This is a genomic window from Actinomadura sp. NTSP31, from assembly GCF_041951385.1.
Classification (GTDB): Bacteria; Actinomycetota; Actinomycetes; order Streptosporangiales; family Streptosporangiaceae; genus Spirillospora; species Spirillospora napierensis.
Window position 1 is genome coordinate 205,530 of record NZ_JBGNUT010000002.1, and the last position, 12,002, is coordinate 217,531.

Here is a 12,002-nt window from a genome sequence, read left to right on the forward strand (position 1 = left end):
GGGCTAGCCCCGCTTCAGCGCCGCCAGGGAGCGGGCGGGGAGGGCGATCTCGTCGCGGGCCTTGACGCGGGGGCGCTCGCCCACGGCGGCGGGGTCGGCGGTGTCCAGCACGAACTCCCAGCGATCGCCGTACTCGGCGCCGGGGAGGGTGAACTCGACGGCCTCGGACCCGGCGTTGACCAGCAGCAGGAACGAGTCGTCGCGGACGCGGCGGCCGCGCGGGTCGGGCTCGGAGATCGCGTCGCCGTTGAGGAACACGCCGAGGGACTTGGCGAAGCCGACGTTCCAGTCCTGGTCGGTCATGCTCTCGCCGGCGGGGGTGAGCCAGGCGATGTCGGCGGCGGCGCCGGTGCCGGTGCCGGTGAAGAAGCGGCGGCGCCGGAACACCGGGTGGTCGTGCCGCAGCCGCGACAGGATCCGGATGAACTCCATGTCGCCGGGGTCGTCCCAGTGCACCCACGCCAGCTCGTTGTCCTGGCAGTAGGCGTTGTTGTTGCCGCGCTGGGTGCGGCCCAGCTCGTCGCCGTGCAGCAGCATCGGGACGCCCTGCGACAGGAACAGGGTGGCCAGGAAGTTGCGGCGCTGGCGGGCCCGCAGTTCCAGCACGCCGGGGTCGCCGGTGGGGCCCTCGTGCCCGCAGTTCCAGGACCGGTTGTCGTCGCTGCCGTCCCGGTTGGACTCGCCGTTGGCCTCGTTGTGCTTGTGGTCGTAGCTGACGAGGTCGGCGAGCGTGAACCCGTCGTGGCAGGTCACGAAGTTGATGGACGCGAACGGGCGGCGCGCGCTGTGCTCGTACAGGTCGGAGGAGCCGGTCAGCCGGGACGCGAACTCCGGCATCGTCGCGTACGAGCCGCGCCAGAAGTCGCGGACGGTGTCGCGGTACTTGCCGTTCCACTCCGTCCACAGCGGCGGGAAGTTGCCGACCTGGTAGCCGCCCTCGCCGACGTCCCACGGCTCGGCGATCAGCTTCACCTGGGAGACGACCGGGTCCTGCTGGACGAGGTCGAAGAACGCGGCGAGCCGGTCGACGTCGTGCAGCTCGCGGGCCAGCGCGGAGGCGAGGTCGAACCGGAACCCGTCGACGTGCATCTCCAGGATCCAGTAGCGCAGCGAATCCATGATGAGCTGCAGCGCGTGCGGGTTGCGGACGTTGAGGGAGTTGCCGCAGCCGGTGTAGTCGAGGTGGTAGCGCTTGTCGTCGTCGCGGAGCCGGTAGTAGGACGCGTTGTCGATGCCGCGGAACGACAGCGTCGGCCCGAGGTGGTCGCCCTCGGCGGTGTGGTTGTAGACGACGTCCAGGATGACCTCGATGCCCGCCTCGTGCAGGGCGCGGACCATCGCCTTGAACTCCAGCACCTGCTCGCCGGCCTGCCCGGAGGAGCTGTAGGCGTTGTGCGGGGCGAAGAACCCGATCGTGTTGTAGCCCCAGTAGTTGTCGAGGCCGCGCGCCACCAGCGCGTGCTCGGGGATCGACTGGTGCACCGGCATCAGCTCGACGGCCGTCACGCCGAGGTCGACGAGATGGTCGACCATCACCGGGTGCCCGAGGCCCGCGTAGGTGCCGCGCTGCTCCTCCGGGATGCCCGGGTGCAGCTTCGTCAGGCCCTTGACGTGCGCCTCGTAGATGACGCTCTCGTGGTACGGGACGCGCGGCGGCCGGTCGTCGCCCCAGTCGAAGAACGGGTTGATGACGACGTTCTTCGGCATGTACGGGGCGCTGTCGTCCTCGTTCAGCGCGTCCGGGTCGGCGAACCGGTAGGAGAACAGCGACTCGTGCCAGCGGACCTCGCCCTCGACGGCCTTGCCGTACGGGTCCAGCAGCAGTTTCGCCGGGTTGCAGCGGTCCCCGTCGCGCGGGCTGAACGGCCCGTGCACCCGGTACCCGTAGCGCTGCCCGGGCCCGACGCCGGGCAGGTACCCGTGCCAGACGAACCCGTCCACCTCGGGCAGCTCCCGCCGCGTCTCGGTCCCGTCGGCGCCGAACAGGCACAGCTCGACCCGCCGGGCCACCTCCGAGAACAGCGCGAAGTTCGTGCCGGTGCCGTCCCAGGTGGCGCCCAGCGGGTAAGGATCCCCGGGCCAGACCTCCCGCATGTGCTCCCTCTCGTCGACCGACCGATGCCGCCTGCCCCGCAGCGCGTTCCCCGTCGATTCTGGCTTACTCCCGCTCTTCCCGCCCGCCACGGTCCGATATCAGAGTGTCACGGCGCCGGTTCCGCGCCGGGCGGGCGCCAGATCGTCTCGCCGTCGGCGGTCTCGTCGGTGGGGCGCAGCCCGAGGCGGGACGCGACGGCCGCCGACGCCCGGTTGCCGGGGTGGATGGCCGCGGCGACCTCGGTGATGCCGTGCCCGGTGAGCCAGCCGACCAGCGCGCGGGCGGCCTCGGTGGCGAAGCCGAACCCCTGGTACGGCATGCCGACCACCCAGGCGACCGAGGCCTGCGGGCCGCCCGTCGCGGGGGTGACGGTCGCCTGGACGTAGCCGACGGCCTGCCCGTCGCGGACGCGCCGGACGATCCAGTTGAGCCAGTACTCCTGGTGGAAGGGCGCGGGCCCGGCGACCAGGTGCTCGTAGCGGGCGCGCAGCTCCTCGAGGGTGAGCGGCTCCCCGCCGATGTAGGTGTGCAGGCGCGGGTCGTCCAGGACCGGGGCCATCTCGTCGGCATGGTGGACCGCCAGCGGCTCCAGGACGAGGCGCTGGGTCCGGATGGTCTCGGCGATCGGCCCGTACACCCGCCGATCGTATGCCCTGCTCGCCGGATCGTGCCGGTTTCACCCGCGCCCGGCCGCGAAGCGCCGGGTCCAGACCCCGGCGGGGTGCTGGGACGGGGCGAGCCACAGCCACGGCTGGGAGTGCCGGAACGGCAGTTCGGTGCCGGGCTGCCAGGGGAACAGGCCCTCGGCGTTGGGCCAGACGACCTGCAGGAACGGCAGCGGCGGGCGGCGGTAGAAGGCGACGGCGCCGCGGAACGGCCCCTCGTACCAGCGCGGGTCGACGGTGCGGAACGCGGCGGTCTGGCCGCGGACGGCGCCGTCGCGGCGCTCGCCGGCGGCGGGCGGGCGGCCGCCCGCCGCCTCCCGGCCGAGGGCGTTGAGCACCTCCTCGGTCTCGTACACGTCGCCGCCGAACAGCGCCAGCTCGGGCGCGCGGTGGCTGTGCCACAGGCCGATCGTGTACGCCCAGCCGGGGCCGTCGGCGTCGGGCTGGACCAGGACGACGCTCCACCCGTACTGGGTGACGTGCACGATGGTGCGGAGCTGGAAGTTGTCCAGGCTGTCGCGGTCCCCGTAGTCGCGGCAGATCACGCACGTGCACGAGGGGCGATCGTCGGACATGCCGCCAGCTTACGATCATTTCGTCCGCCGGTCCGCCCGTGCGCGGGCGAACCGGCGACGGTCCCCGTTACGTCCTACCGAAGGGTCGGCAGGGTGAGCGCGCCGGGGTCGGCGGGGCCGGTGCGGACGGTGACCGGCAGCACGCTCCGGTTGCCCAGGTAGGACAGGTCGCTGGAGGCGATGGCGACGCGCAGCCGGTGTCCCTTGGCGAACCGGTGCACGATCGAGGGCAGCTGGACGGTGAGCGGCTCGCGGACGTCGGCGACCCGCACGGGCGAGACGAGCCGGTGGACGAGCGACACCGAGCCGTCCGGCGCGACGTCGTACAGCTTGGCGAACAGGATGAGGCGGCCGTTGACGCCGGACCGCTGCGACCGGACGGCGGCGGGGGAGTCCAGCCGGACCTTCAGGGTGGGGGAGCCGGCCACGTCGGTGTCGGCGGCGAGCGGGGCGCCCGTCCAGGCGACGTAGGTTCCGGGGGTGTCGGCGGGCGCGACGTCGTCCAGGCCGAGGGCGCCCTGCACGGCGGAGACCTCGGAGAACGACGTGGGGATCCACGGCAGGTTGCCGTAGCTCGCGCTGCCCGCCACCACGGACTTCCGGTCGCCGACCAGCTTGTCCTTGCCGGACAGATAGAGCGTCTGCGGCCGGGCGGCGGCGGTGCCGTACGCGGGCGCGGCGTTGCCCTGGTACTTCACCCAGGGGCGGAAGTACGCGAACGCCGGGCCGGTGCCGGTGGAGCGGCCCTTGAGGTAGTGGTCGAACCAGGCGGCGACGCGCTGCCCGACGTAGCTGCCGGACGGGTCGGCGAGGTCGCCGTCGCCGGGGACCTGCCCGCCGCTGTGCCCCGGCGACTGCCAGATCATCTTCACCGGGGTGTGCTGCGCGGCGAGCTGCCGGTAGGTGGCGGTGCCCTCCTGGAGGTCGAAGAGGCTGTCGGTCTCGCCCTGGACGACCAGCGTCGGCACCTTGATCTTCGGAATGTAGGACGCGACGGACGCGGCCTTCATGTACGCCATGCTCGCCTGCTGCGGCACGCCGAAGACCAGGCTCTCGCCGACGGCCTGGCACAGGATCGTCGGGAAGTTCGGGCAGCCGACCAGCCGGCCGGGGTCGACCTGGCCGTTGGTGAGCCCGGCCGAGACGCCCTCGCCGAAGAACCCGAGGGCCCAGACGAGCTTGGTGACGCCCGGGTCGGTGCTGAGCCTCCCGTCCACCAGCTGGTTGTTGGGCGCGAGCGAGTACCGCAGGTCCCGCCAGGTGATCATCGGGACGATCGTGTCGATGCGGCGGTCGACGCCGGCGGCGGCGAACTGGATCTGCCCGCCGTAGGAGCCGCCGACCATGCCGACGCGCGGGTCCCCGGCGCCGTCGAGCTTCACCGCGGTCAGCTTCGTCCCGTCCTTGGCGGCCTTCTTCCCGGCGAGGAAGTCGACCAGCTGGCTCGCGGCCGCCCCGTCCCAGTCGGGGTGGTCGAGGGTGATGCGGCAACCGCTGCCGCCGAAGCCGAGGCCGGAGTAGGACAGCACGGCGTAGCCGCGCTGCGCGTAGGTCTCGGCGAACCCGGCCTGGTCGTCCTTGGAGCCGCCGAAGCCGTTGGTGGTCAGGACGGCCGGCACCCGGTTCGCGGCGGACGCGGCGGACGGCAGGTAGAGGTCGCCGACGACGTCGCAGTGCTGGTCGTGCGTGGGACCGACCGTGACGTCGAAGTGCAGCGTCTTCGTCGTGTAGGCGTCGGCCGCATGGGCGGGCAGGGTACTCGCGCCGCCGGCCGCGACGAGGGCGGCCAGCGAGGTGGACAGGACGGCGCGGCGGCGCGGCATGGGGCGGCTCCGGGACCAGGGGGGAACAGGGGGCTGATCTTTACTACCGTCTGGTAAGACAGCTGTCCAGATGCGAAGGTGAAGTTTCTTCGGACCCGCTCGCGCGGCGCGTCCCGGCGCGTCCCTGGGGCGTCCCGGGGGCGGCGCGCGGCGCCCGGGTGCGGCCCCGCGGGTCAGCCGTGCTTGGCGCCGCGCTGACCCCGGCATCGGATTCGCCGCCGCCGCCATGCCCGCGCATGGCGAAATCCTCACCTGTTGGGGAAATACATTAATCGGGGTTCCGCCAATACCGCGGCCGCCGAGCATCTACTATTCTTCGAACTGACCAATAAAACGGAACGGAGACGGCTCATGGCACAGAAGGTCCAGGTCTCGCTGGTCGATGACCTCGATGGCGGTACGGCGGTGGAAACGGTGTCGTTCGCGCTCGACGGCAGGGCGTACGAGATCGACCTGAACAAGAAGAACGCGGCGAAGCTGCGCAAGGTCGTCGCGCCCTTCCAGGAGAAGGCGCGCAAGGCGCGCCCGGCGGGCCGCAAGGCCGCGACGCGGACGGCGAGCAACCGCGAGCGCAGCGCGGAGATCCGCGAGTGGGCCAGGTCGGCGGGCATCCCGGTCAACGACCGCGGCCGCATCCCGGCGAACGTCGTCCAGCAGTACGAGGCGGCTCACTGAGCACCCTTCCCGGCCGCTTCGCACCCGGCCGCAGAGGCGGCGATCCGCCTTTCCCGAGTGCCGCCGGCGGTCCTATTTTCCCGGGACGGCCGCGGCGAAGGAACCGCACGCGAGAGCAGATCTGCAACATCCGGCCACCGGGCCCCGCAATGGGCTGACGCCGGGCACCGGGGCGGTTCCGAGCGCGGTGCCCGCCGCCCGGACGGCCGCCCGCGCGAGCGCCATTTCCGCACCCGGCCGGCGCGCGGGAGCCGATTCCGCCGGGTAAGCCGAGGGCCGCGCCGCCACGCACCCGCGCCCCCGCGGTCAGGCGGTCAGGCGGTCAGGCGGGAAGGACGCGGGTGAGCAGGTCGGCGACGGTGACCGCGCCGATCATGGGCGCGTCGGTGCTGCGCGGGTCGCCGGAGACCGCGACGATCGGGCTGCGGGCGCCCGCCATCACGCTGGCGATCTCCATGACGGTCGCGTCGGCGTCCACGACGGGCGGCGGCGTCCGCTTCGCGGGCAGCAGGTCGGCGACGCGCTTGCCGGCGAGCCGCTCGCAGAGCCGGTCGGCGTGCCCCTCGTCGTAGGCGCGGGCGAGCGCCGGGTCGTCGCGCACGTACTGCGGGATGAGCGCGCCGAGCAGCTGGGAGCCGGGCAGCACCGCCTTCGGCCGGCGCCGCTCGTCGACCACGATCAGCCCGAGCAGCCGGTGCCCGGCCAGCAGTCGGGCGGCGTCCAGCGCGCTGGTGTCCATGGTGACGGTGGGGTAGTCGACGGCGAGTTCTCCGGCGCGCACACCACGACCGTAGCAGGCGCCCGGCCGCGGACCCCGCCGCCCGTCACGGCCGGTCAAGCGGGTGGTCACCGCCCTCCTGCGTGGAAAACGCACCGGAATCCCGTTAGGGTCGGTGAACGGTGAGCCGGGAAGTCTGGTCGGCGTCGTGCCGTCGACCCCGAAAAGACTCCCAGGAGCCGCCTTGGCCACCGCAGCCGCAGTCACGATCTTCGTCGTCGCGTACGTCCTGATCGCGTCGGAGAAGGTCCCGCGGACGGCGGTCGCGCTCGGCGGCGCGGCACTGATGCTGCTGCTGCACATCACCGACGCCGGCACGGCGTTCTTCTCCGAGCGGACCGGCGTCGACTGGAACGTGGTGTTCCTGCTGCTCGGGATGATGGTGATCGTCTCGGTGCTGCGGCAGACCGGGGTGTTCGAGTACGTGGCCATCTGGGCGGCGAAACGGGCGCGCGGGAAGCCGTACCGGCTGATGGTGATGCTGGTGGTCATCACCGCGGGCGCGTCGGCGCTGCTGGACAACGTCACCACCGTGCTGCTGGTCGTCCCGGTCACCTTCCTGGTGTGCGAGCGGCTCGGCCTGGACGTCGTCCCGTACCTGATGGCCGAGGTGATGGCGTCCAACATCGGCGGCACCGCGACGCTGGTCGGCGACCCGCCCAACATCATCATCGCCAGCCGCGGCGGGCTGACCTTCAACGAGTTCCTGGTGAACCTCGCGCCGCTGGTCGTCGGGCTGGTCGCCGTGTTCTGCCTGCTGTGCCGGTGGCTGTTCCGGTCCGCGTTCGTCTACGACCCGGACCGCGCGGCCGAGGTGATGGCGCTGCGGGAGAAGGAGGCCATCACCGACCGGCGGCTGCTGTGGCAGGGGCTGGCCGTCCTCGTCGCGGTGATCGCGGCGTTCGTGCTGCATCCCGTCCTGGACTACGAGCCGTCGGTCGTCGCGCTGCTGGGCGCCGGGCTGCTCGTCGCCGCCACGAAGGTCACCACCGAGCAGGCGCTGGCGGAGGTCGAGTGGCCGACGCTGGTGTTCTTCGCGGGGCTGTTCATCATGGTCGGCGGGCTGGTCGAGACCGGCGTCATCGCGGACGTGTCGCGGGCCGCCACCGACCTCACCGGCGGAAACCTCGGCGCCGCGTCGATGCTGCTGCTGGGGGCGTCGGGCCTGCTGTCGGCGATCGTGGACAACATCCCCTACGTCGCGACGATGAGCCCGATCGTCTCCGACCTCGTCCAGCAGCACCCGGGCACCGAGGGGCACGTGCTGTGGTGGGCGCTGGCCCTCGGCTCCGACCTCGGCGGCAACGCCACCGCGATCGGCGCGAGCGCCAACGTGGTCGTGCTCGGCATCGCCGCGCGCAACGGCACTCCCATCGGCTTCTGGACGTTCACCCGCTACGGGCTGATCGTCACCGCGGTCACCGTCGCGCTGTGCGCCCCCTACCTGTGGCTGCGCTACCTGTGACGGGCCGCCCGGGGCCGCGTTCGCGCACCGCCGCGGCCCGGAGGGACCCGTACCCGGCCCGGCGGGCAACAACGGGTGATCAGACCTCGACCCGAGAGGCCCGCCCATGCCGTCCACAAGCCGGTCTTCGCCGGCCCGTCCCGCGCCGGCGCCCGCCGCCGAGCCGACCGACGCGTCGCTCATCGCCGCGTCCCGCACCGATCCCGAGCGGTTCGCCGCGCTGTTCCGCCGGCACGCCCCGGCGATCATGCGCTACACGGCGCGGCGCCTCGGCCCGGATCCCGCCGAGGACATCGTCGCCGAGACGTTCCTGGTCGCCTTCGGCCGCCGCGCGTCCTACGACCCGGCGCGCCCGGACGCGCGGCCGTGGCTGTACGGGATCGCCACCAACCTGATCCGCCGGCACCGCCGCACCGAGGTGCGGGCGCTGCGCGCGCTGGCGCGCGGCGGCCTGGACCCGGTCACCGAACCGTTCACCGACGCCGTCGAGGACCGCGTGCACGCCGGCGTCCGGTCCCGGGCGCTCGCCGGCGCGATCGCCGCGCTGCCCGCCGCGCAGCGGGAGGTCCTGCTGCTGGTGACGTGGGCCGGGCTGACCTACGACGAGGTCGCCGAGGCGGTCGGCGTCCCGGCCGGCACCGTCCGCTCGCGGATGAACCGGATCCGCCGCAAGCTCCGCGACGCGCTCGGCGACGCCGCCCCCTCCGAGGAGACCCACGATGGATGAGCTGACGATGGTGGAGCGGCTGCGCTCCGAGATTCCCGAGGACATCGACGTGACCGCCGCCGAACGCCGGTGGCGCGACCGGGCACTCGCGGCCCCCGTGCGGCGGCGGCGCGCCCGCCGTCCGCTGCTGCTGTCCGGGGTCGCCGCCGCGGCCTGCGCGGGCGCGGTGGCGGTCGTGGCGGTGACGTACCGGCCGGCGGAGCCGGACGCGCCGGCGGCCAACGTGGCGGCCGTGCTCGACCAGGCCGCCGACCGCGCCGCCGCCGACCCCGTCCCGCGGCCGGACCAGTTCGTCTACCAGGACACGGTCGAGGTGCGCCGGGTCATGAACAAGGGACGCTGGTACAGGGACCGTAACGAGTCGTGGATCTCCGTAGGCGGGACGGCGCCCAGCCTCGTCCGGCTGAAGAACTGGATCCAGCCCAGGCCGGACGAGCACATCCCGCTGGACAGCGACAGCACCCTCACCCCGTGCGGGCCGGTGGCGCCGATCAACCGGCCCTACCTCGGTGACCTCCCCGCCGATCCGGACGCCCTGCTCCGCCTGCTGGCGCGGCAGGGGGACGGCACGCGGGCCGAGCGGCAGTGGGAGGCCGCCTCCGACCTGATCGACCGGCCCGCGCCCCCGGGGGTGCGCGCGGCGCTGTTCCGCGCCATCGCCCGGATCCAGGGCGTCCGGCTGCGGACCGACTCCGTGGACGCGGCCGGGCGGCACGGCGTCGCGGTCACCCGCACCAGGAACGGCGTCCGCGAAGAGCTGGTCTTCGACGCCGCGTCCCACCGCTACCTCGGCAGCCGGGACATCGTCACCCGCTCCAGCGACCAGCTCGGGGCGCGGGGCTCGGTCCTGTTCGCCAGTGCCCTGGTGCGCACCGCGATCGTCGACAAGGCCCCGAGGGCGCGTCCCGGAGCCGCGATCGACGCCTGCTGACCGGATGCGGCCCGCGCCCGTCCGTCCGTCCCAGGACGTGCGGGTGCGGGCCGATTCGTCCGGGAAAGGGCGGAACGTTGGGGAAGGGCGGCGCTATCGTGTCGCCTGACCCCCGCGCTGACCACCTCGTACAGGAGCCTCCATGGGCTACCCCCCGCCGCCTCCGGCCCGGCCCGGCCCCGGCGGCCCGTACCATCCCGGCTACGGGCCGGGAGGCTACGGCGCTCCGGCGCCCGGCGGCCCGCCCCCTCCGCCGTACGCGCCGCCGCAGCCCGCCTACCCGCCGAACGGGTACGCGCCCGCCGGGTACCCGCAGCAGGCCGGCTACCCGGCGCCGCAGCAGGCCGGGTACCCCGCACCCCAGCAGGGCGGATACCCGCAGCAGCAGCCGCCCGCGCAGTACGGAGCGCCCGCCGACCTCTACGGCTCGCCGATCCTCGTCTACGACCAGCCGGCGCAGTTCTTCTCGACGGAGGCCAACTACACGATCTGGAGCCCGCAGGGGCAGCCGGCGGCGCACGTCCGGGAGCAGGGCGTGAGCGGGGCGAAGAAGGCGCTGCGCGTCGTCAACCAGTCGAGCCAGAGCAAGGCCGAGCGGAAGCTGACGATCTTCCGCCCGGACGGCGTGCCGTACTTCCACTTCTACAAGCCGTACGGGTTCATGGGCACGCCCAAGATGCAGGTGCTGACGGCCCAGGGCGGCCTCATCGGGCATCTGCGCAAGCGGGCGATGCGGGGCTGGGAGATCCTCACCGCGCAGGAGCAGCAGCTCGGCTACTACGAGCTGCTCAGCGGCCGCATCACCGACTGGCAGCAGCAGGAGGTCGCCCGGATCCAGCGCGGCTTCGAGGGGATGGGCGAGCTGCTGTCGCAGATGTTCACCGGCGCCGACCGGTACGTGCTGCGGATGCACGCGCCGCTGCAGGAGCCGATGCGCACGCTCGTCCTGGCCTGCCCGCTCGCGTTCGACACCGCCGTCTCCCAGAACCGCAGCATCGGCGGCTGGCTCTAGCCGCCGCCACCGCTCGCCGCGTCCGCGACCGGTTCCGGGGCTGTGTCCGGCGCGCTCGGGCGCGGGCGCAGGACCCCGGCCGCCGCGGCGGCGACCGCGCAGCACGCCACGGGCAGGAAGAACGTGAGGTTGAGCGGCATGAGTCCGGTCAGCGGCCCGATGACGGCCGGGCCGGCGAGCATGCCGAGGTAGCCGATGCCCGCGACGCGGGAGACGTTGACGCCGGCGGCGTCCCGGTCGGTGTGGCCGGCGGCGCTGAACAGCTGCGGCACGCAGCCCGACAGCCCGGCCCCGAGCACCGCCCATCCGGCCAGCGCCAGGGGGATCCAGGGGGACAGGGCGGCGGCGGTGAGCCCGAGCGCGGCGGCCGACGCCCCGTAGCGCAGCACGGCGACCGGGCCCAGCCGGGCGGCCGCCCGGTCGGCGAGCAGCCGGCCGATCGTCATCGTGGTGGCGAAGGCGCCGTAGGCGAGCGCGGCGGTGGCGGCGGACGCGTCCAGGACGCGGCGCAGGTGCAGCGCGCTCCAGTCGTTGGCCACGCCCTCGCACAGCATGATCATCAGCGCCAGTACGGCGAGCGCCCAGATCCGCCAGGGAGCGCGCCGCCGGACGCGCGGCGCGCCGGTCCGCGCGTCGCCGTCCGGCCGCAGCAGCGCGGGCGCCGCCGCGAAGGCGGCGGCCAGGCCGAGGACCGCCACGGCGCCGAGCGTGGCCGCCGGGCGCAGGCCCAGGCCGAGCGTGCACGCGCCCACCAGCGACGCGAGGACGCCGCCGATGGAGTACGTCGCGTGGAACGCCGACATGACGGGCCGCCCGTACCCCCGTTCGAGTTGGACGGCGTGCGCGTTCATGCCGACGTTCAGGCCGCCGCCGTTGCAGGCGCCGAGCACCAGCAGCGCCGCCCCGAGCGTCCAGGCGTTCGAGGCCAGGCCCGGCCCGACGACCGCGACGCTGCTCAATGCCGCGCTGGCCGGGACGACCTTGCGCGCGCCGAAGCGGTCGGTGAGCGGGCCGATGAGCTGCATGCCCGCGAAGGAGCCGGCGCCGAGCAGCAGCAGGAGCCGGCCGAGCGCGGCGTGGCCGATCCCCGCCTGGTGCTCGATGCTGGGGATGTGCACGACCCACATCCCCAGCAAGAACCCGGACAGGCCGAAGTAGGCGAAGGTGGCCCGCCGGCCCGCCCGCAGCGTTGGTTCCATAACACGAACATAACGAACATTTCGGGCTAGTAGTACCTTGTGTTCCGAACATCGATG

General features: G+C 73.4%; 11 protein-coding genes. 5 read left to right on the forward strand and 6 right to left on the reverse strand.

What is annotated here, in order from left to right; all coding sequences use genetic code 11:
- Positions 1 to 3: 3 nt before the first annotated feature.
- The 4 genes from glgX to ACA514_RS03825 form a co-directional block, all read right to left on the reverse strand.
- Complete coding sequence (glgX, locus tag ACA514_RS03810; RefSeq protein WP_375039566.1) at positions 4 to 2,094, reverse strand: glycogen debranching protein GlgX; 2,091 nt, start codon at positions 2,092 to 2,094, stop codon at positions 4 to 6.
- 107 nt (positions 2,095 to 2,201) lie between these two features.
- Positions 2,202 to 2,732, reverse strand: coding sequence for a GNAT family N-acetyltransferase (locus tag ACA514_RS03815; RefSeq protein ID WP_375039567.1), 531 nt, complete (start codon positions 2,730 to 2,732; stop codon positions 2,202 to 2,204).
- A gap of 39 nt (positions 2,733 to 2,771) precedes the next feature.
- On the reverse strand, positions 2,772 to 3,335 hold the full coding sequence (locus ACA514_RS03820) for a DUF4262 domain-containing protein (protein ID WP_375039568.1): 564 nt from the start codon (positions 3,333 to 3,335) through the stop codon (positions 2,772 to 2,774).
- A 74-nt stretch (positions 3,336 to 3,409) separates the two neighbouring features.
- On the reverse strand, positions 3,410 to 5,158 hold the full coding sequence (locus ACA514_RS03825; RefSeq protein ID WP_375039569.1) for a CocE/NonD family hydrolase: 1,749 nt from the start codon (positions 5,156 to 5,158) through the stop codon (positions 3,410 to 3,412).
- A gap of 351 nt (positions 5,159 to 5,509) precedes the next feature.
- Between ACA514_RS03825 and ACA514_RS03830 the strand changes: the two genes are divergently transcribed.
- Positions 5,510 to 5,833, forward strand: a complete 324-nt coding sequence (locus ACA514_RS03830) for an Lsr2 family protein (RefSeq protein WP_375039570.1) — start codon at positions 5,510 to 5,512, stop codon at positions 5,831 to 5,833.
- A 322-nt stretch (positions 5,834 to 6,155) separates the two neighbouring features.
- Here ACA514_RS03830 and ACA514_RS03835 read toward each other — a convergent pair whose 3' ends face one another.
- The gene (locus tag ACA514_RS03835; protein WP_375039571.1) at positions 6,156 to 6,614 is read right to left on the reverse strand and encodes a CBS domain-containing protein; all 459 of its coding nucleotides are present in this window, start codon (positions 6,612 to 6,614) and stop codon (positions 6,156 to 6,158) included.
- Positions 6,615 to 6,795: 181 nt separating this feature from the next.
- Between ACA514_RS03835 and ACA514_RS03840 the strand changes: the two genes are divergently transcribed.
- The 4 genes from ACA514_RS03840 (at position 6,796) to ACA514_RS03855 (ending at position 10,746) form a co-directional block, all read left to right on the forward strand.
- A complete protein-coding gene (locus ACA514_RS03840) occupies positions 6,796 to 8,076 on the forward strand; it encodes an ArsB/NhaD family transporter (RefSeq protein ID WP_375039572.1) in 1,281 nt (426 codons plus the stop codon).
- 106 nt (positions 8,077 to 8,182) lie between these two features.
- A complete protein-coding gene (locus tag ACA514_RS03845) occupies positions 8,183 to 8,803 on the forward strand; it encodes an RNA polymerase sigma factor (RefSeq protein WP_375039573.1) in 621 nt (206 codons plus the stop codon).
- Positions 8,796 to 9,734, forward strand: a complete 939-nt coding sequence (locus ACA514_RS03850; RefSeq protein WP_375039574.1) for a CU044_5270 family protein — start codon at positions 8,796 to 8,798, stop codon at positions 9,732 to 9,734. Before ACA514_RS03845 ends, ACA514_RS03850 begins: the two co-directional genes overlap by 8 nt.
- A 142-nt stretch (positions 9,735 to 9,876) precedes the next feature.
- Positions 9,877 to 10,746: a hypothetical protein gene (locus ACA514_RS03855; protein ID WP_375039575.1), complete on the forward strand. Its 870-nt coding sequence runs from the start codon at positions 9,877 to 9,879 to the stop codon at positions 10,744 to 10,746.
- Here ACA514_RS03855 and ACA514_RS03860 read toward each other — a convergent pair.
- The gene (locus ACA514_RS03860) at positions 10,743 to 11,945 is read right to left on the reverse strand and encodes an MFS transporter (RefSeq protein ID WP_375039576.1); all 1,203 of its coding nucleotides are present in this window, start codon (positions 11,943 to 11,945) and stop codon (positions 10,743 to 10,745) included. The genes ACA514_RS03855 and ACA514_RS03860 overlap by 4 nt on opposite strands.
- Positions 11,946 to 12,002: the final 57 nt, after the last annotated feature.

Bases quoted from the DNA above. Each gene is read 5' to 3' on its own strand.
- ACA514_RS03825 (WP_375039569.1), bottom strand. From the start codon at position 5,158: ATGCCGCGCCGCCGCGCCGTCCTGTCCACCTCGCTGGCCGCCCTCGTC.
- ACA514_RS03860 (WP_375039576.1), bottom strand. From the start codon at position 11,945: ATGGAACCAACGCTGCGGGCGGGCCGGCGGGCCACCTTCGCCTACTTC.
- ACA514_RS03830 (WP_375039570.1), top strand. From the start codon at position 5,510: ATGGCACAGAAGGTCCAGGTCTCGCTGGTCGATGACCTCGATGGCGGT.
- ACA514_RS03850 (WP_375039574.1), top strand. From the start codon at position 8,796: ATGGATGAGCTGACGATGGTGGAGCGGCTGCGCTCCGAGATTCCCGAG.
- ACA514_RS03845 (WP_375039573.1), top strand. From the start codon at position 8,183: ATGCCGTCCACAAGCCGGTCTTCGCCGGCCCGTCCCGCGCCGGCGCCC.
- ACA514_RS03855 (WP_375039575.1), top strand. From the start codon at position 9,877: ATGGGCTACCCCCCGCCGCCTCCGGCCCGGCCCGGCCCCGGCGGCCCG.
- ACA514_RS03820 (WP_375039568.1), bottom strand. From the start codon at position 3,335: ATGTCCGACGATCGCCCCTCGTGCACGTGCGTGATCTGCCGCGACTAC.
- glgX (WP_375039566.1), bottom strand. From the start codon at position 2,094: ATGCGGGAGGTCTGGCCCGGGGATCCTTACCCGCTGGGCGCCACCTGG.